Genomic DNA, 25,074 nt, shown 5'->3' with positions numbered 1-25,074 from the left:
TATCCTGCGCCGATGCCGATCCGTCCCCCCCGCCTTCCGCTGCTGTTCGCCTGCCTGTGCGCCGCCGCCCCGGCGTGGGCGGTGAAGGTGGACCGGATCGAGATCGAAGGGCTCAAGGACGCCGCCCTGCGCGACAACGTGCGCAGCGCGCTGTCGCTCAACGACGAACTGGGCAAGGACCTGCGCGCGCGCCGCCTGGGCTACCTGCTGCGGGTGGCCGACGACGAGGCGCGGCGCGCGCTGGAGCCGTTCGGCTACTACGCGCCGACGGTGGAAGTGCTGCGCAGCGACCGCCCGGCAGCGGACGCGGACGATGCCAGCGCGGAGGATGCCGCCGATGGCGATACCGCCGCCGAGAACGCGCCGGGGCGCGCGATCACCGTCATCCTGCGCATCACCCCGGGACTGCCGGTGCGGGTGCGCGGCTTCGATCTCGGGGTGGACGGCCCCGGGGGATCGGACCCCACGGTGGCCGACGCGCTGCAGGCGTTCCAGCCACGCCCGGGGCAGGTGCTGGACCACGCGCTCTACGAAGCCAGCAAGGCGCAGGTGGCAGGCGCGCTGGCGCGCCACGGCTATTTCCAGGCGCAGCTGCTGCAGCACCGGGTGGAAGTCACCCGCGCAGAACACGCCGCCGACATCGCGCTGCGCTGGGCCAGCGGCAGCCGCGCCGCGTTCGGGCCGGCGCAGTTCACCCAGCAGCCGGAGGCGGTGGTCTGGCCGCGCCTGCTGGACAAGCTGGTGCCGTGGAAGCCGGGCGCGCCCTACGACGAGGCGCAGGTGGACCGCCTGCGGCAGTCGCTGCAGGCACTGGACTATTTCGCGCTGGTGGACGTGCAGGCCGACCCCGCCGCCGCCAGCGACGACCGCGTGCCGGTGCAGGTGCAGCTGACCCCGGCCAAGCGCAGCATCTACAGCGCCGGCGCCAGCTACGGAAACGTCAGCGGCGCCGGCATCAGCCTCGGCATCGAGCGCCGCTACCTCAACCGCCGCGGGCACAAGGCGCTGGCGCAGATCGACTGGGCGCAGAAGCGCAAGACCGCGACCGTGCAGTACCGCATCCCGGCCTTCGCCTGGCTGGACGGCTGGTACACCGCCAGCCTGCAGGCCGCCGACGAGCAGACCGACTACGTCAACAGTCGCCGGCTGGAACTCGTCGCCGGGCGCACCGGGCAATACAGCCGGCACCTGGAGCTGTCGGCCAGCCTGCACGTGCTGCGCGAACGCTGGGCCTACTCCGTGCTGACCAAGCCCACGCCCAGCTTCCAGTTCGCCAGCTTCGTGTTCCCGGAACTGCGCGGCGAGTACATCGCGGTGGACGACCGCCTGGCCCCGCGCCGCGGCGGTGGCCTCACCCTCACCCTGCGCGGCGGCAGCGGCGGCGCCGACGGCAATGCCACCTTCACCCAGCTGCACGCGCGTGCGCAGTGGTTCCACGGGATGGATGCGGACAGCCGCCTGATCGTGCGCGGCGAGCTGGGCCACACCTTCACCCGCGACGTGCTCGACCTGCCGCCCAGCCTGCGCTTCTACGCCGGCGGCGACCGCAGCGTGCGCGGCTACGGCTGGCACGAGATCGGCCCGCGCATCGTCACCACCGGCGGCGACTACTTCACCGGTGCGCCGAACGTGGTCACCGCCAGCCTGGAGTACGAGCGCTACTTCCACGGCCCATGGGGTGCAGCGGTGTTCGTGGACAGCGGCAGCGCGTTCGCCGGGCGCACGCCGGACCTGCACACCGGCGTCGGCATCGGCCTGCGCTGGCGCTCGCCGGTGGGCCCGGTGCGGATCGACATCGCGCGCGGGCTGAAGTCGCCCGACTCGCCGTTCACCCTGCACCTGAACATCGGGGCCGACCTGTGAGCCGCGGCGAGCGCCGCTTCGGGCTTACGCCGCTGCCGGCGGACGCCACCCCGGAACAGCGCGAGGCGCGGATCGCGCAGCTGCGCGCGCTGCGCCACGCACGCCGGCGCCGCCTGGCCGTGCGCAGCGGGATCGGCGCGCTGGCGCTGCTGCTGCTGGCCGCCGTCGCCGTCACCTGGCTGCTGATGACCATCCGCGGGCGCGACGCGCTGTTGGCGCAACTCGTGGCGCGGCTGCCGGCCGGCACCGAGCTGACCTGGGAGGCGGCGGACGGGCCGGTGTCCGGACCGATGACCCTGCATGGCGTGCGTTTTTCGATGCCGCGCCAGCGCGACCCCGACTGCGTGCCCACGGCCCGCGCCAGCTGCGCGATGGGCACCCTGCGCTTCCAGGCGCAGACCGTGGTGCTGGCGCCGTCGTTGTTGCCGCTGCTGGGCCGCACCCTGCGCCTGGACGCGCTGGAGGTGCGCGGCGGCGTGCTCGACCTGCCGCGCAGCGACACCCCGCTGGAACTGCCGCGCTGGCCGGACGTGCTGCCGCAGATCGCGCCGCCGCTGGCGCTGCGCGCCGACGCCATCCGCATCGACGACCTCGCGATCCGCCACGAGGGCGCGCCGCTGGTGGTGATCCAGCGCCTGCGCGGCGGGTTGCAGGCCAGCAGCGGCCACCTGCACGTGGAGCACCTGGCGATCGACAGCGACCGCGGCCGTTTCACCCTGCACGGCGATTACCAGCCGGCGCGCGATTTCCGCAGCGACCTCACCGCCACCGCGGTGCTCGCCGCCGCGCCCGGGCGCACCCCGGCGCGACTGGGCCTGGTAGTGCGCGGCGACCTGAAGCGGATGGTGGTGGCGCTGGCCGGGGAGGTCCCGGACCCGCTGCGCGCAAGCCTCCTCCTGCAGGGCGACAAGGCGACCCCGCACTGGCAGCTGGACGCACGCGGCGACGGGCTGGACCTGGGCCTGCTTCTGGGCGCGGCCACGCCCGCCACTCCACTGCGGTTCTCGCTCAGCGCGCGCGGCGACGGCGGCGACGCGCAGCTGCAGGGCGCGCTGCACCAGGGCGATCGCGCCTTCGTCCTGCAACCCTCGCGGCTGCGCCTGCAGGACCAGCAGCTGCAGCTGCAGCCGCTGGTGCTGGATGCCTTCGGCGGCCGCGTCACCGCCAACGGCAGCGCCGACCTGCGCGATCCCGCCCATGCCGCGGTGCGGCTGGCGCTGAACGCGCGCGGCCTGCACTGGAACAGCGCCGACGGCCGCACCACCCTGCGCGGCGATGCCGATCTTGGCGTGGCCGGCCAGCTGCAGCGCTGGGCGCTGCAGGGCCAGCTGCGCCTGCTGCGCGGCAACGAGCGCGCGGAGGTGGAGCTCACCAGCACCGGCGACATGGACCGGATGCAGGTGACGCGCCTTACGGCGACGATGCCGCAGGGCCGGCTGGAGGCCACCGGCGCGCTGGCGTGGACGCCGGCGCTGGCATGGACGGCGCAGGCCACGCTGGCCGGGTTCGATCCCGGTTACTTCGCGCCGGACTGGCCGGGCGCGCTCCGCGGCGAACTGCGCAGCCGCGGCGGCCTCCGCGCCGACGGCCGGCTGCGCGCCGAGCTGCAGGCGCGCGACCTCGGCGGCCGCCTGCGCGGGCGCGCGCTGGCCGGGCATGCCGACGCCGCGATCGACGGCGATGCCTACCGCGGGCAGCTTGCGCTCACCCTCGGCGGCAGCCGGATCGACGCGCGCGGCAGCGTGGACACCACCGTCGCGGTGACGGCCAGCCTCGCCCCGCTGCGCCTGGACGACCTGCTGCCGGGCGCTCGCGGCGTGCTGCGCGGCACGCTGGCACTGCGCGGCGCGCGCACCGCGCCGGACATCGCGGTGGATCTTGCCGGCAGCGACCTCGCCTTCGGCGCCTACCGCGCCAGCCGCGTGCAGGCGCAGGGCCGGCTGCCGTGGCGGGCCGGCGACGGCGATCTGCGCCTCGAGGCCAGTGGCGTGCAGGCCGGCCTGCCGCTGGACACCCTGCACGCCCGCCTGCGCGGCGCGGTCGAGCGCCTGCAGCTGGACGCCGAGGCGCGCGGCGAGGCCGGCCGCCTGGCGCTGTCCGCGCAAGCGCGCCGGCAGGGCGCGCGCTGGGACGGCACGCTGGCGACCCTCACGCTCGCGCCCGCGCAGGCGGCGGCGTGGACGCTGCGGCAGCCGGCGCGCTGGGCTTGGGATGGCCGCAGCGGCGCGCTGTCCGAGGCTTGCCTGGCCGCAGCCGGCGGCGGCACGCTGTGCGTGCAGGGCGACTGGCCGCGCCGCGGGCTGGACCTGCGCGGCGAGGCGCTGCCGCTGGCCCTGCTCGGCGACTGGCTGCCGCGCCGCGAGGACGGCCGCCGCTGGGCCTTCGAAGGCACCCTGGACCTCACCGCGCAGCTGCGCCCGCAGGGCGGCGCGTGGCGCGCCAGCGCCAACCTCGCCTCGGCCAGCGGTGGCCTGCGCAACAGCGCACGCGCGCGCCGCGCCTTGTTCGCGTATCGCGACCTGACGCTGGCCGCCAGCCTCGACCCGCAGCGGATCGAGGCCCGCATCACCGCCGGGCTGGACTCCGGCGGCCGCCTCGATGCCCGCTTTACCACCGGCTGGGACGCGCCTGCGCCGCTGTCCGGTCAGCTGCAAGCCAGCGTGCGCGAACTCGGCTGGCTGGAACTGTTCTCGCCCGACCTGGTGGAGCCCAGCGGTGCGCTGGACGTGGATGTGAGCCTCGGCGGCACCCGCGGCAAGCCGCAGCTTGCGGGCAATGCGCGCCTGCAACGCTTCGCCGCGGAACTGCCGGCGCTGGGCATCGCCCTGCAGGACGGCGACGTGCAGCTGCAGGCGCAGGCAGACGGCAGCGCGCGCATCGCCGGCCGCCTCGGCAGCGGCCAGGGCCCGCTGCAGATCGACGGCCGCCTCGACTGGCAGGACGCCGACACCCCGCTGCAACTGACGCTGCGCGGCACCCGCGTGCTGCTGGCCGACACCCGCCAGCTGCGCCTGCTCGCCTCGCCCGACATCCAGGTGGACTACCGCGCCGGCACCCCGCTGCAGGTGCGCGGCAGCGTGGCCGTGCCGGAGGCGAACCTGCATCTGGAGCGGTTGGACATGGCCGTGGCGCCCTCACCGGACGTGGTGGTGCTGGACCCGGCCGATCCGCAGCAGGCCGCCCGCGCCCCGCTGCCGCTGGACCTCGACCTCACGCTGACGGTGGGCGATGCGGTGAAGCTGGACGGCTATGGCCTGGCCGGCACCCTCGGCGGCAGCCTGCGCGTGCGCCAGCTGCCCGGCAGTGAGGTGCGTGCCACCGGTGCGCTCGACGTCGGCGGCCGCTACCGCGCCTACGGACAGGACCTGCGCATCACCCGCGGCCGCCTGCTGTGGTCGAACGAAGCGATCGGCGACCCGCGGCTGGACATCCGCGCCGAGCGCGAGATCGGCGAGGTGACCGCCGGCGTGCAGGTGTCGGGGCGCGCCTCCGCGCCGCAGGCCAGCGTGTGGTCGAACCCGGCGATGAGCCAGTCCGAGGCGCTGGCCTACCTCACCCTCGGCCGCCCGCTGCCCAGCCTGAACCGCAGCGAGCTGCAGCAGGTGGACCTGGCCAAATCCGCGCTCAACACCGGCGTCGGTCTGCTCACCGCGCAGCTGGGCGCGCGCATCGGGCTGGACGATGCCGGCGTGAGCAACTCGCGCGCGCTCGGCGGCGACGTGCTGGGCGTGGGCAAGTACCTCTCGCCGCGGCTGTACGTCAGCTACGGCGTGTCGCTGCTCGGCACCGGCCAGGTGGTGACCCTGAAGTACCTGCTGCGCAAGGGCTTCGACATCCAGGTGGAATCCAGCACGGTCGAGAACCGCGCCTCGATCAACTGGCGTACGGAGAAATGAGGCGCACCGCGCTAGGAACCTCTGAACAACTCAGAGGTTCCCGCCGGCCATGGATGGCCGGCCACGCATCAATCACATAAGTGATTGATGCGTGCGAGCCGAGTCCGGACCTGTGCCGGACTCGGCGTGGGCTGACAACGCCTGGATGGCGTTGTTCAGACCTTCCCTTACTCCTGCTTGATCCGCGCCAGCCGCAGCTGGAACAGCACCTTGGTCACCAGCAGGCGCTCCTCGATCGGCTTCAGCACGAGGTCGTTGGCGCCTTCGCGCAGCAGCGCGGCCTGGTTGTCGCGGTTGTCGTCGCCGGTCATCATCACCATCGGCAGGCGGCGCTTGCCGTAGCGGAACACCGCGCGGATCTGGTTGAGCAGGTCGCGCCCGGACAGCGCGCCCTTGAGGTACACGTCGCTGAGCACCAGGTCGGCACCGACGTCGCCGTCGCTGCGGCCGAGGAAACGGTGCAGGTGCTCCAGCGCGTCCTCCGCGGAAATCATGTGCAGCACCTGCAGGCCGTGCCGCTCCAGCATGCGCTTGGTGGCCACCGCCACCACCTTGCTGTCCTCCACGTACAGCACGCGCGCGCCCTCGATCGGGGCCGGGTGCACGTAGCCGCGGATGAACGCGGCCAGCGCGTCCTGGCCGAGCGACTTGTCGAAGTAGTCGGTGATGTCCTCGCTGAAGGCGCGCGCCTCCAGCGCTTCCTGCGCGCTGCCGGAGACCACGATCACCGGCACGTAGGCCTGGCCGGCCGCCTCGCGCACGCTGCGCGCCAGCGCCAGGCCGTCGCCGTCGGGCAGCACCAGCGCGGTGGTGACCAGGTCCACCGCGCCGTCCTGCAGCGCCTGGCGCGCCTCGGCGATGCCGCCGCAGCCGATCACCTGCGCACCCGGCAATTCCTTGCGCAGGGTGTCGCCGATCAGCTTGCGCACCAGCTTGCTGCCATCGACCACCATCACCCGCGGGGCGTCGCTGACCACGTGGCGAAGATCGTGCTTGTCGGCCATGTCAGCCCTCCACCGGGCGGTTCTGTCGCAAATGATGGCCGGCGACCGCGGCCGCACCCAGCCAGCCGAGCAGGCCCGCTACCGCGAGCACGCCGGCGACCTCCGGCCAGGCCAGCCCCTGCAGCGCGAAGGTGCCGCCGTAGCTGGCGGCGAGGGAGGCCAGCGGTGCCCGCAGGGCCTGCCCCGCCGCGGCCAGGATGGCCAACGCCAACGCGCCGGCGGCCAGTCCGTACCACAGGCCGAGATAGAGGAACGGCCGCCGCACGAAGCCATCGCTGGCGCCCAGCAGCTTCAGCACGGCGATTTCCTCGTGCCGGGACTGGATGTCCAGGCGCACGGTGTTGCCGACCACCAGCAGCGCGCCGAGGCCCAGCAGCACCGCCAGCACCTGCGCGATACGCGTACCGAAGCCCAGCCACGCCTGCAGGCGCTGGCGCCAGGCGGCGTCGTACTGCACGCGCTCGACCCCGGGCATGGCCTGCACCGCGGCGGCCAGCGCGCGTTCGTCGCCGCGCGCCGAGACCCGCAATACCGACGGCAGCGCGCTGCGCGCGGCGTCTTCGCCGAGGGCGTCGATCGCGGCGGCCAGGTCCGGGCGCTCGCGCATGCGCGCCAGCGCCTGCGCCGGCGAAACCGTCTCCACCGTCGCCACGTCGGCCCGCGCGCGCAGCGTGCGCGCCAGCGCCTCGGCCTCGCCCGCGCCGGTGCCCGGCGGCAGGAACACCGTGACCTCGTGCGCGGCCTGCACCGCGCCGTCCAGCCGCGCCAGGTTCTGCAGCGCCAGCCCCAGCGCCAGCGGCAGCGCCAGCGCCAGCGCCATCACCGCGATCGTGAGCAGGCTCGACCACGGCCGCCGCAGCAGCCGGCCCAGGCTGGCCATCACGCTGAACCCGTGGTGCGCCAGCCAGGTGCGGAAGCGGCCGGCATGCGTGCCTGCGGTGCGCTCACGCATCGACCAGGTCCTCCGGCGCGATGTCGTCCACCAGCCGCCCCTGTTCCAGCACCAGCACGCGCTTGCGCATGCGCTTGACCAGCGCGAGGTCGTGGCTGGCCACCAGCACGCTGGTGCCGCGCTCGGGCAGGGCGGCGAACAGGTCCATGATCTCCGCCGACAGCCCCGGGTCGAGGTTGCCGGTGGGCTCGTCGGCGATCAGCAGGCGCGGCTCGGCGATGATGGCGCGGGCGATGCCCACCCGCTGCTGCTCGCCGGCCGAGAGCTGGCCGGGCAGGGCGCCGGCGCGCGCGGCCAGCCCCAGCTTGTCGAGCAGGCTGCGCACGCGCTTGCCGATCTCGCCACGCGCGATCCCGCGCAGCACCAGCGGCAGCGCCACGTTGTCGGCCACGCTGCGGTCGGCCAGCAGCTGGTGGTTCTGGTACACCACGCCGACCTCGCGCCGGTGGCGGGCGATGCCGCCGCCGCGCACGCGCGCCAGGTTGCGCTCCTCGAACAGCACCGCGCCGCGGCTGGGCCGCTCGGCCAGCTGGATCAGCTTGAGCAGGGTGCTCTTGCCGGCGCCGGAACGGCCGGTGACGAACAGCATCTCGCCCGGCTCCACGGCAAAGCTCACCTCGGCCAGCGCGGCGTGGCCGCCGGGATAGTGCTTGCTGACGTTGTCGAACCGCAGGACCGGCATGCGCACAGGCTATCCGAAAGGGGCACCAGTATCGCCGCCAGCGTCGCCGGCGGCCAGCGCCACCCGGCGACGCGGCGGGCGCGGCTGCGCGTGGCGTGCGCTCAGTGCGGGCCGGCCGGGCCGCGCCAGACCAGCGACTTCAGGCCGCGGCCGATGCGCTTGAGCAGCGAGGGCTTGCCGGCCGCAGGCGCGCTCGACGCCGCCTTGTTCGCCGGCACGTACTTCGGCGCGTCGGGGCGGGACGGTTGGCCCTGCGCCTGCGCCGCGGCGGCCTCGCCGCCCTCGATGGGACGCCCGCGGCGACGGCGGCGGCGCTTGCGTGCGGGCGCCTCGCCTTCGGCGGCGGCCGGCTTGGCGGGTGCCGGCGCAAGCGCGGCTTGCGCGCCGGCTTCCACTGTCTCCGCATCTGCCGCGCGCGGCTTGCGCGGCGGGCGCGGGCCACGGCCCTCGCCGCGTCCTTCGCCACCGCGCCCGCCACTGCGGCGCTCGCCGGAACGCTCGCCGCTGCGGCTACCGCGGCCACCGCCGCGCCTGGCGTCCTCGGCGGCGCGGGCCTCGCGCACTTCCTTGAAGATCTCGCCGATGCTCTCGCCTTCCTCGGCGTTGGCCTCCACGCCCTCGCGCGGCTTGCGCGGCAGCGCGGTCAGCAGCTCGGCGGTGACCGGCTCGGACGGGATCTTCTGTTCGATGTAGGCCTCGATGTCGGGCAGCGACATCGCGTAGCGCTCGCAGGCGAAGCTGATGGCATCGCCTTCCTCGCCCAGGCGCGCAGTGCGCCCGATGCGGTGCACGTAGTCCTCGGCGTCGAACGGCAGGTCGTAGTTGTAGACGTACTTGATGCCGTCGATGTGCAGGCCGCGCGCGGCCACGTCGGTGGCGACCAGGATCTCCAGCTGGCCGGCCTGGAACTTCTTCAGCAGCGACTCGCGCTTCTTCTGCGGCACGTCGCCGGACAGCACGCCGACCCGGTAGCCGGCCTTCTCCAGCGCACGCGCGACGCGCTCCACGAACGCCTTGGTGTTGACGAACACCATCGTGCGCGCGCCCTCGCTGCGCGAGAGCAGGCCCAGCAGCAGCGGCAGCTTCTCCTCGTCGGCCGGGTAGTACAGCTTCTGGCGCACGCGCGCGGCGGTGACGGTCTCGGCCTCCACCACCAGCTTCTGCGGCTCGTTCATGTGCTCGTAGGCCAGCTCCAGCACGCGGTGGCTCAAGGTGGCCGAGAACAGCAGGGTCTGGCGGGTGGTGCGCTCGGGCATGCGCCGCAGCAGGAAGCGGATGTCCTTGATGAAGCCGAGGTCGAACATGCGGTCGGCCTCGTCCAGCACGCAGATCTCGCAGGCGTGCAGGCTCACCACCTTGTGCTGCTTGACGTAGTCGATCAGGCGCCCGGGGGTGGCGATGATCACGTCGGCGCCGGCCTGCAGCAGCTCGCGCTGCTTGTCGTAATCGACGCCGCCGTACACCAGCGCGAACTTCAGGCCGAGGTCGGAGGCGAACTTCACCGCGTCCTTGTGGATCTGGATGGCCAGCTCGCGGGTGGGCGCCAGGATCAGCGCGCGCGGGTCCGCAGGCGTCCGGTCGGCCAGCGCCGGGCGGGTCAGCAGGCGGTTGATGACCGCGACCAGGAAGGCCAGGGTCTTGCCGGTGCCGGTCTGGGCCTGGCCGGCGACGTCGCCGCCGGCCAGCGCCACGGGCAGGGTCATCGCCTGGATCGGGGTGCAGCGGGTGAAGCCGGCGCCTTCCAGCCCGGCGAGCAGGGCCGGGTGCAGGTCGAACGAGGAAAAGGTGATGTCGGTCAGGGGCTTGTCGGACACGGATACGGCCTCGAGGGCGGCGGATGCACGCGGGCCGGAACGTCGCGTTGCACTCGGCCACTTGTCATGATGGGGGCAGCCGCGCAGACTGCCGGGAGGATTCCGGGGCTGGTCATTCCCGGCACGGGCACGGGGCGAACACTTGGAACCCCGGCCAATCCCCCCGAGTTTAACATCCGCGCGCCGTTCGCCGCGCCCTTCCCATCTGGAGCCCCCATGAGCAACACCGTGCTGCATGCCACCGATGCCGATTTCGACGCCCAGGTCCTGGCCTCCGACGTGCCGGTGCTGGTGGACTTCTGGGCGCCCTGGTGCGGCCCGTGCAAGATGATCGCGCCGGCGCTGGACCAGCTGGCCGCCGACTACGCCGGCAAGGCCAAGGTGGTGAAGGTGGACGTGGACCAGAACCAGGCCACCGCGATGAAGTACCACGTGCGCAGCATCCCGATGCTGCTGGTGTTCAAGGGCGGCCAGATCCACAGCCAGCAGATCGGCGCGGTCGGCAAGGCCCAGCTCGCGCAGATGCTCGACAAGGCGCTCTGAGCGCCGCCCATCCCGCCGGCCTCACGGGGCCGTAAGCGGCCCCATTTCCGGCCTGCCCCTGCCACGTGCGCAGGGGCAGGCGTCTCCCCGAACTTGCACGCAATGCCGCGCGGGTGCTAGTTTTCCGCCGTCCCGGTGCCGATCCCCCCGCCAGCCTGGCGCGCCGCACCTCCTTCTGATCCATTCCCACGACCCCGTCCGCGCGACGCGGACGCTCGCCACCATAGCGAGGATTCCCCCTTGTCCGACACCACCAACGACGCCACCGGCGAAGTCGCCGAGAAGCGCGCGCGCAAGACCCGCGTGGCCAAGCCCCGCAGCCCCGAACAGCCGGAGATGAGCTTCGGCGACGCCCCGCCGCCGGCACCCGCGCCGGCCCCGGATGCCGCCGCGAATGCTTCCGCCCCCGCGCCCGCGCGCCAGGCGGAGGCCCCTGACGCACCGCAGGCCGCGCGCCCGCCCGCTGGCGACCCGCCGGCACAGGACGGCGCGTCGCAGGACGGCGGCCAGCCACGCGAGGGCGGCCACCGCATGAGCCGCCGCGAACGCTTCAAGAACCGCCGCGAGCGCCAGCGCGAACGCCAGCGCGAAGCCGGCGGCATGCCCGACGACGGCGGCAATGGCGAGCCCTTCGTCCCACGCCCGCACCCGCAGGTGCCGGAAGGCTTCCCCACCTACACCCTGGGCGACCTCAAGCGGATGCCCGCCTACAAGCTGCTGGAGATCGCCGACCAGCTCTCGATCAGCGAGGGCGTGGCGCGCGCGCGCAAGCAGGACATCATCTTCGCGATCCTGAAGGTGCTCACCCGCCACGGCGAAGGCGTGCAGGCCGACGGCGTGCTGGAGATCCTGCCCGACGGCTTCGGTTTCCTGCGCGCGGCCGAGGCCAGCTACCTGGCCGGCCCGGACGACACCTACATCAGCCCGTCGCAGATCCGCCGCTTCAATCTGCGCACCGGCGACCACGTCTCCGGCCGCATCCGCTGGCCGAAGGACGGCGAGCGCTATTTCGCGCTGAACATCGTCGACACCATCAACGGCGAGCCGCTGGAAGCGAGCAAGAACAAGACCCTGTTCGAGAACCTCACCCCGCTGTTCCCGCGCAAGCGCTTCAAGCTGGAGCGCGGCGACGGCTCCAGCGAGGACATCACCGGCCGCATCCTTGATCTCATGGCCCCGCAGGGCAAGGGCCAGCGCTCGCTGATCGTCAGCCCGCCGAAGGCCGGCAAGACGATGATGATGCAGCAGATCGCCAGCGCCATCACCTACAACCACCCGGACGTGCACCTGATCGTGCTGCTGATCGACGAGCGCCCGGAGGAAGTGACCGAGATGCAGCGCACGGTGCGCGGCGAGGTCATCAGCTCCACCTTCGACGAGCCGGCGGCGCGCCACGTGCAGGTCGCGGAGATGGTGATCGAGCGCGCCAAGCGCCTGGTCGAACACAAGAAGGACGTGGTGATCCTGCTCGACTCCATCACCCGCCTGGCGCGCGCCTACAACAACGTGCTGCCCAGCAGCGGCAAGGTGCTCACCGGCGGCGTCGATGCGAATGCCCTGCATCGCCCGAAGCGCTTCTTCGGCGCCGCGCGCAACGTCGAGGAAGGCGGCAGCCTGACCATCATCGCCACCGCGCTGGTGGACACCGGCAGCGCGATGGACAAGGTGATCTACGAGGAATTCAAGGGCACCGGCAACAGCGAAATCCACCTCGACCGCCGCATCACCGAAAAGCGCGTGTACCCGGCGATCGCGGTCAATCTCTCCGGCACCCGCCGCGAGGATCTGCTGATCGAGCCGGACTTGCTGCAGAAGATCTGGATCCTGCGCAAGCTGCTGCACCCGATGGACGAGATCGCGGCGATGGAGTTCCTGCTCGACAAGATGAAGAACACCAAGTCGAACGACGAGTTCTTCGCCTCGATGAAGCGCTGACGGCCCGCCGCCCGCGCACCGACCGACGCCCCGCCCCGCGCGGGGCGTCGCCGTTTACGGCTGTCGCCCTGCGGCGCCGGACGCGCCAGCGGAAGGACTCGACGGCGGACCGTCAAAGCGGTCGGCGGCGGTAGGCAGGCCGGCGAAGGTCAGGGTATCGCCGGCCGCGTTGACCAGCACCAATCGCGGCGGGGTGCCGGCATCCAGCTGCATCGCCAGGCGGCCTTGCAGGCGGTGGGCGATCGCGCCGTCCAGCGCGGCCAGGGCCGGGTCCGGGCAGGCGCGCATGCTGGAGGCGAATGCGTCGATGGTCAGGCTGTCGGCCTCCACCGTGTGGTGCGCGCTGAGCACGTTGCAGGCATTGCCCACGCTCACCAGCGAGGCGTTGAAGTCCAGCTGCAACGGCGCCTCGGGCCGCGCGAACAGGGCGTCGATGCGGTGGCCGCCGGCATCCACCGCCGCCACCAGCCGCCAGTGGTGGCGGATCAGGCGCAGGGTGGTCTCCAGCGAGCCGGGCGGCGCCGGCGTGGCCTGCTGCAGCGCCGGCGCCGGCGCCGGGGCGGGATCGGCCGCGGCCGCCGGCAGCGCGGCCGGGCCGGGGGCCTGGCAGGCGGCCAGCAGCAGCGCCAGCGGCAGCGGCAGATGGCGGTGGGTGCGCGGGATCATGCGTCCTCCTCGGCGCGGCGCGGGCCTCACTGCCCGACCGGCAGCCACAGCAGCAGGGCCAGGCCGACCAGCAGGCGGTACACCGCGAAGCCGGTGAAACGGTGCTGCTGGATGTAGTGCAGCAGCCACTTCACCGCCACGAACGCGGTGATCGCGGCGGCCACGAACGCCACCGCCAGCGCGGTCCAGTCCTCGCCCGCGGCGCCGCCGGCCTTGAGCGTGCCCAGCAGCTCGTAGCCGGTGGCGGCGAACATGGTGGGGATGCCGACCAGGAAGGCGAACTCGGTGGCGGCGGCGCGGTGGGTGGTACCGGCCAGCAGCGCCACGAAGATGGTGGCGGCGCTGCGCGAGGTGCCCGGAAACACCCCCGCGACGATCTGCGCGGCGCCCACCAGCAACGCAACGGTCCAGGTGATGGCACTGCGCTCGCCCTCGCGCGCGGCGCGGCGCGCGGCCAGCTGCTCGGCCAGCACCATCCACACCGCGCCGATCACCAGCGCCCACGCCACCGGCGTCACCGTCTCCGGCAGCCGCCAGCCCAGCTTCTTCACCAGCAGCCCGCCGACCGCGGTGACCAGGAAGGCGGCGATCAGCTTGAAGGCATAGTCGCGCGACTGCGCCGGGGTGGCGGTCTGCCCCAGCGGGTCGTAGGCGGCGGGCGCGTCCTTGCCGAGGAAGGCCAGCAGCATCCCCCACAGCCGCTTCCAGTAGATCACCACCACCGCAAGGATGGCCCCGGCCTGGATGGCGATGTTGAACAGGTCACTGCGCGCGCCCAGCCAGTGCTCGGCGATCAGCAGGTGGCCGGTGCTGGAAATCGGCAGGAATTCGGTGATGCCTTCGATGATGCCCAGCAGCAGGGCGATGAACAGATCGTGCATTGGGATGGCCGACAGGAATGCCGCGCGGCAGGCGCGGCCGAGGGCGCAGGATAGCCGATTCCCTCGCGCACTATTTGTGTGCAATCAGCCGCCCATCTCGCTCAAAAATAATGCAAACGCGCCTGGGCGATTTCACTATCCCTAATTGAATCAATGCTTTGCATGACTGGCACGCATCCTGCTACATCCGGCCTGTCGCAGCCCTGCGTCGCCCCTTCCCAACTGCCGCCCGAGGTTCCCCGATGTCGCTCGAACACGTCGAAAAACTGGTCAAGGATCACAAGGTCGAATTCGTCGACCTGCGCTTCGCCGACATGCGCGGCGTGCAGCACCACGTCACCTTCCCCGCCTCGATCATCGATGCCGGCCTGTTCGAGGACGGCAAGATGTTCGACGGCAGCTCGATCTCCGGCTGGCGCGGCATCCAGAACTCCGACATGGTCCTGCTGCCGGACGCCTCCACCGCGTTTGTGGACCCGTTCACCGCCGATCCCACCCTGGTGATGACCTGCGACATCCTGGATCCCAACACCATGCAGGCCTACACGCGCGACCCGCGCGGCGTGGCCAAGCGCGCCGAGGCCTACCTGAAGGCCAGCGGCATCGCCGAGCAGGCCTTCTTCGGGCCGGAGCCCGAGTTCTTCATCTTCGACTCCGTGCGCTTCGCCAACGAGATGGGCCACACCTTCTTCCACGTGGATTCGGAAGAGGCGCACTGGAACTCCGGGCGCGATTACGACGGCGGCAACAGCGGCTACCGGCCGATGGTGAAGGGCGGCTACTTCCCGGTGGCGCCGCTGGATTCGCTGCACGACCTGCGCGCGGAGATGTGCAAGACCCTGCAGCAGGTGGGGATCGAGGTCGAGGTGCACCACCACGAGGTGGCCAACGCCGGCCAGTGCGAGATCGGCACCAAGTTCAACTCGCTGGTGAAGAAGGGCGACGACCTGCTGACGATGAAGTACATCGTCAAGAACGTGGCCCACCGCAACGGCAAGACCGCCACCTTCATGCCCAAGCCGCTGGTCGGCGACAACGGCAGCGGCATGCACGTGCACCAGTCGCTGGCCAAGGGCGGGGTGAACCTGTTCTCCGGCGACGGCTACGGCGGCCTGTCGCAGCTGGCGCTGTGGTACATCGGCGGCATCTTCAAGCATGCCCGCGCGATCAACGCCTTCGCCAACTCCACCACCAACAGCTACAAGCGCCTGGTGCCGGGCTTCGAGGCGCCGGTGATGCTGGCGTACTCGGCGTCCAACCGCTCGGCGTCCTGCCGCATCCCGTTCGTGTCCAACCCGAAGGCGCGCCGCATCGAGATCCGCTTCCCCGACCCGATGAACAGCGGCTACCTGACCTTCGCCGCGCTGCTGATGGCCGGCCTGGACGGCATCAAGAACCAGATCGACCCCGGCGCGCCCAGCGACAAGGACCTGTACGACCTGCCGCCGGAAGAGGAAAAGGGCATCCCGACCGTCTGCCACTCGCTGGACCAGGCCCTGGAAGCGCTGGATGCCGACCGCGAGTTCCTCAAGGCCGGCGGCGTGTTCACCGACGACTTCATCGACGGCTACATCGCGCTGAAGATGAAGGAAGTGACCGCGTTCCGCGCGGCCACCCACCCGCTGGAATACCAGCTGTACTACACGATCTGAGCCTCGCCGCGGCCCGGCCCCGAAAGCCGGGCCGGGCGCCGGCCACCCCGAGACCCCGGGCCCCAGGCCCGGGGTTTTTGCATGTGCGCCTCCCGGGCGTAGGCGCGGGGAGCCGGGCGGACGCGGGCGCCGCGATGCGGCCGGGCAGCCGGGCTGGGAGTGAAGGCGGGGGCGATGGCGGCGTGCCGGGACTCGCAGCGCCGGCATGCCGGGCGCACGGCGCACGCCGCGAGGCGGGTGCGGGGATGCAGGAAAGAACCGGCAGCCCCGTCCTCCCTGACGGGGCCCGCAGCGGAAGGATGTCCTTCGCCACCCAGGGGTCACGGGCGGATCCGAGCGCTGCCGGTGAGGCAAGCTTGGCGGCAACTGGCGGCCACCGCCATGAGAGCTTTTCTTGCCGTCGGGTAGGATTTTTCTGACCCTTCCACCCGCCCGGCCGCAGGCCCCCGAAACGCACGGGGCCCGCTTGCGCGGGCCCCGTGGCAACGCCTCTACCGCGGCGGCTTACTTGCGCGCGGTCAGGATCGGGGTCAGCAGGTCCGGCTTGCCGGGGATGCGCTCCAGGTGCGGGTAGCGCAGGCCGCCGTGGTAATCCAGCGTGACCGTGCGGTAGCGGTCGAACTCCTTGATCAGCAGCTCGATCGACGCCTTGGGATCCTTCGCCGCGGCCTTCACCGCTTCCTCCAGCACGTCGTTGCTGTAGGCCTGGCCGTTGACCGCGACCACGCTGGCGCCGCTGCCGATGCCGGCATTGAACGCCGGGCCGTCCCAGCGCACGTCGTTGATGGTGCCGTCCTTGCCCACGCTCAGGCCCAGCGAATAGGTGAAGTCGGCGCCGCCCCAGCGCGCATTGGCCTTGGCATAGGCGCTGGGAGTGTCCTTGAACACCAGTTTCCAGCCGGCCGCCTCGATCCCGCCGGTCAGGGCCTTCTTGCCGTCCAGGCGCTCGCGCAGGAAGGTCGCCCAGTCGTACGGCATCACCCCGTTGAGGGTGGCCACCACGGTGTCGAAGGTGTAGGTGTTCTGCTTCTCCCACTCGCCGTCGTTGACCCCGAAGAACGCCTTGGCGAAATCGTCCAGCGACTTCTTGCCGCCGGTGCGGGTGCGGATCAGCGCATCCGCCTCCAGCCAGATCATCTGCCCGCCGGAGTAGTAGTCCTCGCTCATCTGGTAGTTGCGGTAGGCGAGCGGGGCGCGGTTGGCGATGATCGGGTCGTTGGTGGTGTCCTGGATGTTGCGCCAGGACAGGCCGGGGCGGTTCTCGGCGTAGGTCGCGGCGACCAGCGCCAGCGCGTCGATCGAGGCCGGCAGCGGGCGCATGCCGCTGCGCGCGGCCAGCACGTTGCCCCAGTACTGGGTCTGGCCCTCGTACACCCACAGCAGGCTGTCCTGCATCGGCACGTTGAAGTTCGGGATCCACAGGTCGGCCGGGCGGCGGTACTTGCCGTTCCAGCTGTGGGTGTACTCGTGCGCCAGCAGGTCGGTGAAACCGGTCTTCTCGTTCCAGCCGGTGAAGTAGTCGGTGCCGACGCCGTTCTCGCTGGAGCGCTGGTGTTCCAGCCCGTTGCCGCCCATCTGCTCGGACAGCGAGAACAGGAACTGGTAGTGGTCGTAGTGCTGGGCGCCGTACAGCTTCAGCGCCTGCTCCACCATCGCCTTGTGCAGCGCGACCTGCTCCGGCTTGGCCTCCAGGTACTTCGGCGCATCCGCGATCACGCCCAGCTTCACCGGCACCTTGCTGCCGGCCGGGGTGAGGTCGATGTTCTTCGCGTAGCGGCCGGCGTACACCGGCGAGTCCACCAGGATGTCCAGCGGCACATCTTCATAGTCCACGGTGTTCCCCTGGCGACCGTCCTCACGCAGCGCGGTGAAGGCGGTCCAGCCGACCGGGTAGGTGACGCGCATGTCGAACGGGATGCGGTGCGCGTAGTAGCCGGCCGGGTAAAGCACCGTCGCCAGCGTCTGCAGGTTGAGCATGTTCGGGGTCATCACGATCCGGCCCTGGCTGGGGCTGGTCGGGGTGAGGTAGTCGAACTCGGCGGTGATCTCGCCGACCCCGGCCGGCACGTCCAGGTGGAAGGCGTTCACGTCGAGGGTGTCGCGCTTCCAGTCCAGCGGCTTGCCGTTGGCCTTGAAGGTGATGCCGGCGATCTTGTCGATCGGATTCCGCGGACTGTGGCCGCCCGGCACCCACTTCGGATACAGCAGGGTCAGCGGCCCGGCCTGCACCGGGATGGTCTCCTTCACCCGGAAGATGCGCTGCGACAGGCGGGTGGCATCCACCTCGAGCCTGATCGTGCCGGGGTAGGGCACGTCCTGCGGCGGCGGGATGTCCGGGGCCTGGGCATAGGCGACTCCGGCAAGCAGCAGGGACAGGGCGAGGGGCAGCAGGCGGCGCTTCATGGCGGACTCCGGGCAGCGGGGGTAAACCCGCATCCTACTGGTGGCGGCCACGCCACCCCTATGCCGAAAGGCATGTAAGCCCCTGCACGCGGCCTTGACCCGCGCCGGCGCACGCTCCACCCTCCCATCACCACCGAGGGCTTCCGCATGCCGCTGCGCCCGTTCGCACTCCTCCCGGCCCTGCTGCTGGCCGCCTGCGCCAGCCAACCGGCACCGCCTCCGCCGCCTCCGGCACCGCCCGCCCCGCCGGCCGGGATGGCTCCCCCGCCGCCCACGCCCCCCGCCACGCCGGCACCGCCGACGGCAGCCCCGCCCCCGCCGCTGGCGATGGCCTGCGATGCCGCGCCGGCGCAGCGGTTCGTGGGCCAGCCGGCCACCAGCGCCAACGTCGAGGCCGCGCGCCAGGCCGCCGGTGCGCGCACGGTGCGTAGCCTCAAGCCCGGCCAGCCGATGACGATGGATTACCGCGGCGACCGCCTGAACGTGCTGCAGGACGCCGCCGGCAAGATCGACAAGATCAGCTGCGGCTGAGCGCGGCTCACTCCAGCGCGTCCGCGGGCGCCGGCAGCGGCGCCTGCGCGGCGGGATCGGGCGCGTAGCGGCGCGCTACCAGCGCGGCCAGCGCCAGCAGGCCCGCCGCCAGCAGGAAGGCCACGCCGGGCAGGCGCAGCGGGGCCTGCGGGCTGATGAAGAACCCGAACGCCCCGGCGAAGGTGGCCGGGGCCACGATCCCGGCCAGCGACACCAGGCTGCTCAGCGAGCCCTGGATGCGCCCCTGCTCGTTGGCCGGGACCTGGCGGGTGATCAGCGCCATCGTGGCCGGCCCGGCCACCGCCCACAGCGCGCTGATCGGCAGACCCAGCAGGAACAGCCAGCCCTGCCCGGCCAGCCCGTACAGCAGGAAGCCGAGGGTGCCGCAGGACAGCCCCAGCAGCAGCGCGCGGCGTTCGCCCAGCGCCTTCACCAGCCGCCCCACCACCGCCACGTTGACGATCACGCTGAGCACGCCGACCGCGGCCAGCACGTAGCCCGCCTGCCGTTCCTTCCAGCCGAAGGCGGCATCCGCGAACAGCACGAAGGTGCTCGGGTACACGTAATGGGCGAAGTTGGCGATGAACACCACCGCCACCAGGCCCCAGATCGCGCGATGCTCGCGCAGCATCTGCACACCCCCCAGCGGGCGCGCGTGCCGCCAGTCGAAGCGCGGGCTGCGGCGCTCGCGCGGCAGCGATTCCGGCAGCACGAACAGGCCGTACAGGAAGTTCAGCAGGGCCAGCCCGGCCGCGCACCAGAACGGCAGGCGGTGGTCGATCCCGCCGAGCACGCCACCCAGCAGCGGGCCGACGATGAACCCCAGCCCGAACGCCGCGCCGATCATGCCGAAGCCCTTGGCGCGCCGCTCCGGCGGCAGCACGTCGGCGATGTAGGCATTGGCGGTGGTGAAGCTGGCCGAGGTGATCGCGGAAATGAGGCGGCCCGCGAACAGCCAGCCCAGACTCGGCGCCAGCGCCATGAACACGAAATCCGCGCCCAGCCCGAGGCAGGACAGCAGGATCACCGGGCGCCGCCCGAAACGGTCGGACAGGGCCCCCTGCACCGGCGCGCTGAAGAATTGCACCAGCGAGAACGCGAACGCGAACACCCCGGTCCAGTAGGCGGCGGTGGACAGCTCGCCACCCACCATCTGCTGCACCAGGTGCGGCAGCACCGGGATGATCACCCCGAACGCCAGCACGTCGATCAGCACGGTCACGAAGATGAAGGCCAGCGCGGCCTTGCGCGCGGCGGGCGGCGGGATCGGAGTCACGCGGTCATTCCGGTTGGGGGCCCACGCGCGGCGGGCCGGGAATCCTGGGGTCAGGCCACGAAGGCCTCCGTGGCCAGCCATTCTGCATGTTCGCGCACGTCCTCGGGCCAGGCCGCGAGCTGCGCCTGGAAGCGGTGGAAATCGCCGGCGAACAGCGCGCGCGCGGCCTCCTCGCGCCCCGCCAGCTCGCCGCCGATCGCCTGCATGAAGCGGTAGGCCGCCTCCTGCGCCGCGCGCCGGCGGTCCTCCGCCGCAGTGACCGCGCGCGCCGCGTCCACCAGCCGGCGCAGCGCGATCGACGCCCCGCCCGGCTGCGCCGACAGCCAGTCCCATTGCTCGGGCAGCAAGGTCACCTCGCGCGCCACCACGCCCAGCTTGGGGCGCCCGGGCCGGCGCGGGCGGCCGGGGCCGGCCGCACCCGCCTGCGGCCGCGACAGCCATGCCAGCAGGTCGGCGGCCGGCAGTTCCAGCGGCAGCGCCAGCAGGCGCGCATCGCGATCATCGAACACCCGCAGCGGGCGCTCGGGATAGGCGTCGAAGGCCTGCTTGGCCTTCAGCGCGACGTGGCGCAGCTCGCCGCTGGCGACCCGGTCGCTGCCGGAAAACGCGGTGCAGCGCAGGAACGGGCTGACCGCTTGCGGCGGGCCTGCTGCGTGGCTGGACTCCTCCGGCACGGCTCAGCGCCCCGGCCCGACCTCGATGAAGCGCAGGAACTCGGCGCGGGTGCGCGCGTCATCGCGGAAGCTGCCCAGCATCTTGCTGGTCACCATGCTCACCCCGCGCTTGTGGATGCCGCGGGTGGTCATGCACTCGTGCGTGCCCACCACCACCACGCCGACGCCGCGCGGCTGCAGCGCGCGCTGGATGCAGTGGGCGATCTGCGCGGTCATCTTCTCCTGCACCTGGAAGCGGCGCGCGTAGGCCTCGACCACCCGCGCCAGCTTGCTGATGCCCACCACCTTGCCGTCCGGCAGGTAGCCCACGTGGACCTTGCCGATGATCGGCGCCATGTGGTGCTCGCAATGGCTTTCGTACTCGATGTCGCGCAGCACGATCATCTCGTCGTAGCCGTCCACCTCCTCGAAGGTGCGCGCCATGTAGTCGTCCGGGTCCAGCGCGTAGCCGCTGAACCAGTCCTCGTAGGCCTTGGCCACGCGCTTGGGCGTGTCCAGCAGGCCCTCGCGCGCCGGATCGTCACCAGCCCATTTCAGCAGCGTGCGCACGGCCTCCTCGGCCTGCGCGCGGGCGACGCCGTGGCGGACGTCATCGGGGCGGGAATCGGACATGGCGGCTCCGGGCGTGCGTGGGGGCCGCATGGTAGCGCGATTGGCGTCGGCCCCGGATCAACCCGCTGCCGCGGCGCGGCCACCCAGCAGGCGCGCCGGCAGCATCAGCAGCGCGCGCAGGAACGCGAACACCGCCGACAGCGTGATCCCTACCAGCCGCAGTGGCAGCGACACCAGCCACACCAGCGGCCACAGCACCAAGGCCAGCAGCGCCAGCGGCCAGCACAGCACGAACAGCAGGCACCACAGCAGCAGGGCAGTCAGGGTTTTCATCGCGGCTTCCTCCGGCACGCCGCCGGCACTCCGGCACCCGCACCGTGGCCCAGCCGCCCCGCCCCGGCAAGCGGTTTGCGACGAAATGGCCGAAATATGGAACGAAGCCTGCTGCCATGCCCTCATTCGGGAACCGCCCACGCCAGCGCCGCATCCGCAGCCGTCGCAGCCGGCAGGCTGCCGTAGGTGGCACCACGTGCCGGGCCCAGCCGCGCGGCGCACCACGCCTGCGCCAGCGGATGCTGCGCGCGCAGCAGCGTGGCACCCTGCAGCAGCAGGGCCAATCGTTCGACGAAGGCGCGCGCGCCGGCTTCGTCGCTGCCGGCCTCGAGCATCGCCATGCCGGCCTGCAGCGCGGTGTCGAACTGCGCGTCCATTCCGGCCGCCGCCTGCCATTCCGCACGCAGCGCGGCGCCGGTCTCCGGTTCGCGCGCCAGCGCGCGCAGCACATCCAGGCACTGGATGTTGCCGCTGCCTTCCCAGATCGAATTGAGTGGCGCCTGCCGGTACAGCCGCGGCAGCAGCGTCTCCTCGATGTAGCCGATCCCGCCCAGGCATTCCTGCGCCTCGTTGACGAAACCCGGCGCGCGCTTGCAGACCCAATACTTGCCGATGGCGGTGGCGATCCGCGCCAGCGCCGCCTCCCGCGGATCGTGCGGCGTGCGATCCACCGCGCCGGCGACCCGCAACGACAGGGCGGTGGCGGCCTCCGACTCCAGCACCAGATCCGCCAGCACGCTGCGCATCAGCGGCTGGTCGAGCAGGCGTTTCCCGAACGCGCTGCGATGGCGCACGTGGTACAGCGCCTGCCGCAGCGCCATCTTCATCAATCCGGCCGAGCCGAGCATGCAATCGAGGCGGGTCAGCATCACCATCTCGAGGATGGTGGCGACGCCGCGGCCTTCGTCGCCGATCCGGTAGGCCCAGGCGCCCTCGAACTCGACCTCGCTGGAGGCATTCGACCAGTCGCCCAACTTGTCCTTCAGGCGCATCAGCCGCAGCGCGTTCTTGGTGCCATCCGGCCGCCAGCGCGGCAGCAGGAAGCAGCTCAAGCCGCCCGGCGCCTGTGCCAGCACGAGGAACGCATCCGACATCGGGGCGGAGAAGAACCACTTGTGCCCGACCAGCGCGTATTCGCCGTCCGCACCGAGCGGCAGCGCGCGGGTGGTGTTGGCGCGCACGTCGCTGCCACCCTGCTTCTCGGTCATGCCCATGCCGAGGGTGACGCCGCGCTTGTCCGCCATCGGCACGTCGCGGCCGTCGTAGACGAATGCGCAGGCCTTGTCCGCCCACTCGCGCAGCGCCGGCGCCTGGCGCAGCACCGGCACCGCGGCGTGGGTCATGGTCAGCGGGCAGCTGCTGCCGGGCTCGGCCTGGTAGTGCAGATAACTCAGCGCCGCGCGCGCGACGTGCGCCCCCGGCTGCGGGCGTGCCCACGACAGCGCAGCGACCCCATGCGCGATCGCCGTGCCCATCACCTCGTGGTAGGCGGCGTTGAAGGCGACGCGATCGATGCGGCGGCCGTAGGCATCGAAAGTCTGCAGGCGCGGGCGGTCGCGGTGGGCCTCCTCCGCCAGCCGCAGCAGCGCATCCCCGGCCAGCGCACCGTACGCCGCAAGGTGCGCATCGAACGCCGCGCCGCCTTCGCGTGCCACCGCCGCGCGCAGCCCCGGATCGTCCGCCCACAGGTCGAACGGGCCGGGCGGCGACGGCTGGTTGAACACCTCGTGTGTCGCTACGCACAGTTCCGCCATCGCCCGTTCTCCGCCCATCAAGCCCGATCCCATTCTGCCGTTGCTGGCAGCAGGAAGGCCATTCTGCTGCCAACACCGCCGCGCCCAACCGCGCTACGTTGGCGCAACGTCTCGCGTTCATTGGAGGTGGATCATGCGCACCCTGCACCACGGCACCGCCGCCGAACTGTGGCATACCTTGCTGCGCGAGGCCGAGAACCGCAGCCACGTCGCTCTCGACGAAATGCAGGAGAGCTATCTGGTGTTCGTCCTGCTGCGGCACCAGAACGATCCCGACCTGCTGGCGCGGGTGCAGGCACTGGACTGGCTGCAGGCACAGGAACGGGTCGGACAAATGCGTGCCGACCACTTGCGCGACGTCGGCGATCGCTGCCTGCTGATCGCCGGGCTGTTCCCTGCGCAGGCCGAACGCCGGCGGGTCAGCGTGGAGTACTTCCTGGCGCTGGGCCGCAGCGCCTATCGCGACGTGGCCGACGCCTGCCGCAATGCCTATGCCGAGCTGTTCGCGCACCTGGCCGCGCATTACGAAGGGCTGGTGGCCGTGCTGCGCGGCCTGCGCGAAGCACCGGTGCCGGCGCTGGCGCCGGTTGCGCACAGGCCGCCCAACATCCGTCTGCACTAGGGAACCTCTGAGTAACCGTCTTCCGGGTCAAGCCCCGTGCAGCGAGTTTTTCCAAGGCGTGTTGGTTCTGACCATGGCGTTGAGCGCGGTCAGCAGCTTGCGCATGCAGGCCACCAGCGCGACCTTGGGCAACTTGCCGGCGGCAATCAGCCGCTCGTAGAAGGCCTTGATGACGGGGTTGCGCCGAGTGGCGGTCAGCGCGGCCATGTACAGCACGCGGCGCACGTCGAAGCGCCCGCCCTGGATGTGTCTTCTGCCCTTGCTCGCGCCCGAGTCGTTGGCCATCGGGGCAACCCCCACCAGTGCGGCGATCTCGCGCCGGTTGAGCTGGCCGAGTTCGGGCAGCTCGGCGATCAGCGTGGCGCTGGCCACCGGGCCGATGCCGCTGGCCGACTGCAGCAACCGGTCGAGTTCGCCGAAGTGCTCACGCACGTGGCCGACCATCTGGGCCTCGATGTCGTCGAGCTGCGCCTTGATGGCCGCGACGATGGCCTCGATGCTCGGATGCAGCCCCTTGGGCGTGATCTGCAGCCGCTGTCGCTCGCTCAGCAGCATGGCCAGCAGCTGACGCCGGCGCGTGACCAGCGCCGCCAGCCATTGCTGCTGCGGGTCTGCCAGCGGGCGCAGGAAGCGGGCGAGATCGTCGCGGCGCAGCAGCACCGCGGCGAACTCCGCCAGCATGCGCGCGTCCACCGTGTCGGTCTTGGCCAGACGCCCCATCGACTTGGCGAAGTCGCGTGCCTGACGAGGGTTGACCACCGCCACAGGCAGGCCGGCGGCCTGCAGCGCGCAGGCCAACTCCGTCTCGTAGCCGCCGGTGGCCTCCATCACCACCAGCGCCACGTCCAGCGGCTTCAAGGCCGCCGTCAACGCCGAGTGAGCCTCGGCCTGGTTGTCGAACCGCTGGGCATCGAACTTGGCGCCCAGCACCGCGACATCGACATGCGCCTTGGCCACGTCGATGCCCACCACCACTGAGGAAGCAGACATGGTCTTCGGATCCCTTGCTTGTGCATGCGCACTCGGCCAAGCCGGCGCGCG

Annotated in this window: 20 protein-coding genes; 7 read left to right on the top strand and 13 right to left on the bottom strand. The window is 71.9% G+C overall.

The annotated features are described in order from the left end of the window. Positions 1 to 12: 12 nt before the first annotated feature. Together EDC34_RS04125 and EDC34_RS04120 are read left to right on the top strand one after the other, a co-directional pair. Entirely contained in the window at positions 13 to 1,863 is a 1,851-nt protein-coding gene (locus EDC34_RS04125) for an autotransporter assembly complex protein TamA (RefSeq protein ID WP_114959415.1), read from the top strand. After that, complete coding sequence (locus EDC34_RS04120) at positions 1,860 to 5,759, top strand: translocation/assembly module TamB domain-containing protein (protein WP_240311044.1); 3,900 nt, start codon at positions 1,860 to 1,862, stop codon at positions 5,757 to 5,759. The genes EDC34_RS04125 and EDC34_RS04120 overlap by 4 nt, the downstream gene beginning before the upstream one ends. A 167-nt stretch (positions 5,760 to 5,926) precedes the next feature. On the opposite strand, the gene EDC34_RS04115 is transcribed toward EDC34_RS04120, so the two are convergent. The 4 genes from EDC34_RS04115 to rhlB all read right to left on the bottom strand — a co-directional run bounded on the left by EDC34_RS04115 (position 5,927) and on the right by rhlB (position 10,448). Next, on the bottom strand, positions 5,927 to 6,763 hold the full coding sequence (locus tag EDC34_RS04115) for a response regulator (RefSeq protein WP_114959416.1): 837 nt from the start codon (positions 6,761 to 6,763) through the stop codon (positions 5,927 to 5,929). 1 nt (position 6,764) lies between these two features. Continuing rightward, a complete protein-coding gene (gene ftsX, locus EDC34_RS04110; RefSeq protein WP_114959417.1) occupies positions 6,765 to 7,715 on the bottom strand; it encodes a permease-like cell division protein FtsX in 951 nt (316 codons plus the stop codon). Further along, positions 7,708 to 8,397 (bottom strand): cell division ATP-binding protein FtsE, encoded by a 690-nt coding sequence (gene ftsE / locus EDC34_RS04105; protein WP_114959418.1) that lies wholly within the window; start codon positions 8,395 to 8,397, stop codon positions 7,708 to 7,710. Before ftsE ends, ftsX begins: the two co-directional genes overlap by 8 nt. A gap of 101 nt (positions 8,398 to 8,498) precedes the next feature. Next, positions 8,499 to 10,448: an ATP-dependent RNA helicase RhlB gene (rhlB, locus tag EDC34_RS04100; protein WP_425477436.1), complete on the bottom strand. Its 1,950-nt coding sequence runs from the start codon at positions 10,446 to 10,448 to the stop codon at positions 8,499 to 8,501. Here rhlB and trxA point away from each other — a divergent pair. Together trxA and rho are read left to right on the top strand one after the other, a co-directional pair. Continuing rightward, the gene (gene trxA, locus EDC34_RS04095) at positions 10,428 to 10,754 is read left to right on the top strand and encodes a thioredoxin (RefSeq protein ID WP_114959420.1); all 327 of its coding nucleotides are present in this window, start codon (positions 10,428 to 10,430) and stop codon (positions 10,752 to 10,754) included. The two genes, rhlB and trxA, sit on opposite strands and share 21 nt — an antisense overlap. 240 nt (positions 10,755 to 10,994) lie before the next feature. Then, positions 10,995 to 12,689 carry a transcription termination factor Rho gene (gene rho / locus EDC34_RS04090; RefSeq protein ID WP_114959421.1) on the top strand — a complete coding sequence of 565 codons (1,695 nt, stop codon included), beginning with the start codon at positions 10,995 to 10,997 and terminating at the stop codon, positions 12,687 to 12,689. Between the two features lie 54 nt (positions 12,690 to 12,743). On the opposite strand, the gene EDC34_RS04085 is transcribed toward rho, so the two are convergent. Beyond that, positions 12,744 to 13,355, bottom strand: a complete 612-nt coding sequence (locus EDC34_RS04085) for an META domain-containing protein (RefSeq protein ID WP_114959422.1) — start codon at positions 13,353 to 13,355, stop codon at positions 12,744 to 12,746. A gap of 26 nt (positions 13,356 to 13,381) precedes the next feature. Further along, positions 13,382 to 14,236, bottom strand: coding sequence for an undecaprenyl-diphosphate phosphatase (locus EDC34_RS04080; RefSeq protein WP_114959423.1), 855 nt, complete (start codon positions 14,234 to 14,236; stop codon positions 13,382 to 13,384). A 242-nt stretch (positions 14,237 to 14,478) separates the two neighbouring features. Between EDC34_RS04080 and glnA the strand changes: the two genes are divergently transcribed. Continuing rightward, entirely contained in the window at positions 14,479 to 15,888 is a 1,410-nt protein-coding gene (glnA, locus tag EDC34_RS04075; RefSeq protein ID WP_114959424.1) for a type I glutamate--ammonia ligase, read from the top strand. A 504-nt stretch (positions 15,889 to 16,392) separates the two neighbouring features. Here glnA and EDC34_RS04070 read toward each other — a convergent pair. After that, the gene (locus EDC34_RS04070; protein WP_114959425.1) at positions 16,393 to 18,291 is read right to left on the bottom strand and encodes a M61 family metallopeptidase; all 1,899 of its coding nucleotides are present in this window, start codon (positions 18,289 to 18,291) and stop codon (positions 16,393 to 16,395) included. 147 nt (positions 18,292 to 18,438) lie between these two features. Here EDC34_RS04070 and EDC34_RS04065 point away from each other — a divergent pair, with 147 nt between their 5' ends. Further along, positions 18,439 to 18,822, top strand: a complete 384-nt coding sequence (locus EDC34_RS04065) for an I78 family peptidase inhibitor (protein ID WP_165921013.1) — start codon at positions 18,439 to 18,441, stop codon at positions 18,820 to 18,822. A gap of 7 nt (positions 18,823 to 18,829) precedes the next feature. Here EDC34_RS04065 and EDC34_RS04060 read toward each other — a convergent pair whose 3' ends face one another. From EDC34_RS04060 to EDC34_RS04040, 5 genes are all read right to left on the bottom strand, one after another. Next, entirely contained in the window at positions 18,830 to 20,098 is a 1,269-nt protein-coding gene (locus tag EDC34_RS04060; protein WP_240311045.1) for a TCR/Tet family MFS transporter, read from the bottom strand. Positions 20,099 to 20,148: 50 nt separating this feature from the next. Further along, complete coding sequence (locus EDC34_RS04055; RefSeq protein ID WP_240311046.1) at positions 20,149 to 20,772, bottom strand: DUF2239 family protein; 624 nt, start codon at positions 20,770 to 20,772, stop codon at positions 20,149 to 20,151. A 3-nt stretch (positions 20,773 to 20,775) separates the two neighbouring features. Next, positions 20,776 to 21,384, bottom strand: a complete 609-nt coding sequence (gene folE / locus EDC34_RS04050; RefSeq protein ID WP_114959427.1) for a GTP cyclohydrolase I FolE — start codon at positions 21,382 to 21,384, stop codon at positions 20,776 to 20,778. Positions 21,385 to 21,441: 57 nt separating this feature from the next. Continuing rightward, complete coding sequence (locus tag EDC34_RS04045) at positions 21,442 to 21,657, bottom strand: hypothetical protein (RefSeq protein ID WP_114959428.1); 216 nt, start codon at positions 21,655 to 21,657, stop codon at positions 21,442 to 21,444. 122 nt (positions 21,658 to 21,779) lie between these two features. After that, positions 21,780 to 23,429 carry an acyl-CoA dehydrogenase family protein gene (locus tag EDC34_RS04040; RefSeq protein WP_425477437.1) on the bottom strand — a complete coding sequence of 550 codons (1,650 nt, stop codon included), beginning with the start codon at positions 23,427 to 23,429 and terminating at the stop codon, positions 21,780 to 21,782. A 112-nt stretch (positions 23,430 to 23,541) separates the two neighbouring features. On the opposite strand from EDC34_RS04040, the gene EDC34_RS04035 reads away from it, so the two are divergent. Beyond that, positions 23,542 to 24,033 carry a hypothetical protein gene (locus EDC34_RS04035; protein ID WP_425477444.1) on the top strand — a complete coding sequence of 164 codons (492 nt, stop codon included), beginning with the start codon at positions 23,542 to 23,544 and terminating at the stop codon, positions 24,031 to 24,033. Positions 24,034 to 24,060: 27 nt separating this feature from the next. Here the strand turns inward: EDC34_RS04035 and EDC34_RS04030 are convergent, their stop codons facing one another. Next, positions 24,061 to 25,023, bottom strand: coding sequence for an IS110 family transposase (locus tag EDC34_RS04030; RefSeq protein WP_114959494.1), 963 nt, complete (start codon positions 25,021 to 25,023; stop codon positions 24,061 to 24,063). Positions 25,024 to 25,074: the final 51 nt, after the last annotated feature.

It is taken from the genome of Thermomonas haemolytica (genome assembly GCF_004346265.1).
Taxonomy (GTDB): domain Bacteria; phylum Pseudomonadota; class Gammaproteobacteria; order Xanthomonadales; family Xanthomonadaceae; genus Thermomonas; species Thermomonas haemolytica.
Note: the sequence above shows the minus strand (reverse complement) of the source record. Positions and strands in the feature narration are given on the sequence as shown.

Coding starts and splice junctions, on each gene's coding strand:
- EDC34_RS04125 (WP_114959415.1), top strand. CDS start 13: ATGCCGATCCGTCCCCCCCGCCTTCCGCTGCTGTTCGCCTGCCTGTGC.
- EDC34_RS04115 (WP_114959416.1), bottom strand. CDS start 6,763: ATGGCCGACAAGCACGATCTTCGCCACGTGGTCAGCGACGCCCCGCGG.
- ftsX (WP_114959417.1), bottom strand. CDS start 7,715: ATGCGTGAGCGCACCGCAGGCACGCATGCCGGCCGCTTCCGCACCTGG.
- ftsE (WP_114959418.1), bottom strand. CDS start 8,397: ATGCCGGTCCTGCGGTTCGACAACGTCAGCAAGCACTATCCCGGCGGC.
- trxA (WP_114959420.1), top strand. CDS start 10,428: ATGAGCAACACCGTGCTGCATGCCACCGATGCCGATTTCGACGCCCAG.
- rhlB (WP_425477436.1), bottom strand. CDS start 10,448: ATGCAGCACGGTGTTGCTCATGGGGGCTCCAGATGGGAAGGGCGCGGC.
- EDC34_RS04085 (WP_114959422.1), bottom strand. CDS start 13,355: ATGATCCCGCGCACCCACCGCCATCTGCCGCTGCCGCTGGCGCTGCTG.
- EDC34_RS04080 (WP_114959423.1), bottom strand. CDS start 14,236: ATGCACGATCTGTTCATCGCCCTGCTGCTGGGCATCATCGAAGGCATC.
- glnA (WP_114959424.1), top strand. CDS start 14,479: ATGTCGCTCGAACACGTCGAAAAACTGGTCAAGGATCACAAGGTCGAA.
- EDC34_RS04070 (WP_114959425.1), bottom strand. CDS start 18,291: ATGAAGCGCCGCCTGCTGCCCCTCGCCCTGTCCCTGCTGCTTGCCGGA.
- EDC34_RS04065 (WP_165921013.1), top strand. CDS start 18,439: ATGCCGCTGCGCCCGTTCGCACTCCTCCCGGCCCTGCTGCTGGCCGCC.
- folE (WP_114959427.1), bottom strand. CDS start 21,384: ATGTCCGATTCCCGCCCCGATGACGTCCGCCACGGCGTCGCCCGCGCG.
- EDC34_RS04045 (WP_114959428.1), bottom strand. CDS start 21,657: ATGAAAACCCTGACTGCCCTGCTGCTGTGGTGCCTGCTGTTCGTGCTG.
- EDC34_RS04040 (WP_425477437.1), bottom strand. CDS start 23,429: ATGGGCGGAGAACGGGCGATGGCGGAACTGTGCGTAGCGACACACGAG.
- EDC34_RS04030 (WP_114959494.1), bottom strand. CDS start 25,023: ATGTCTGCTTCCTCAGTGGTGGTGGGCATCGACGTGGCCAAGGCGCAT.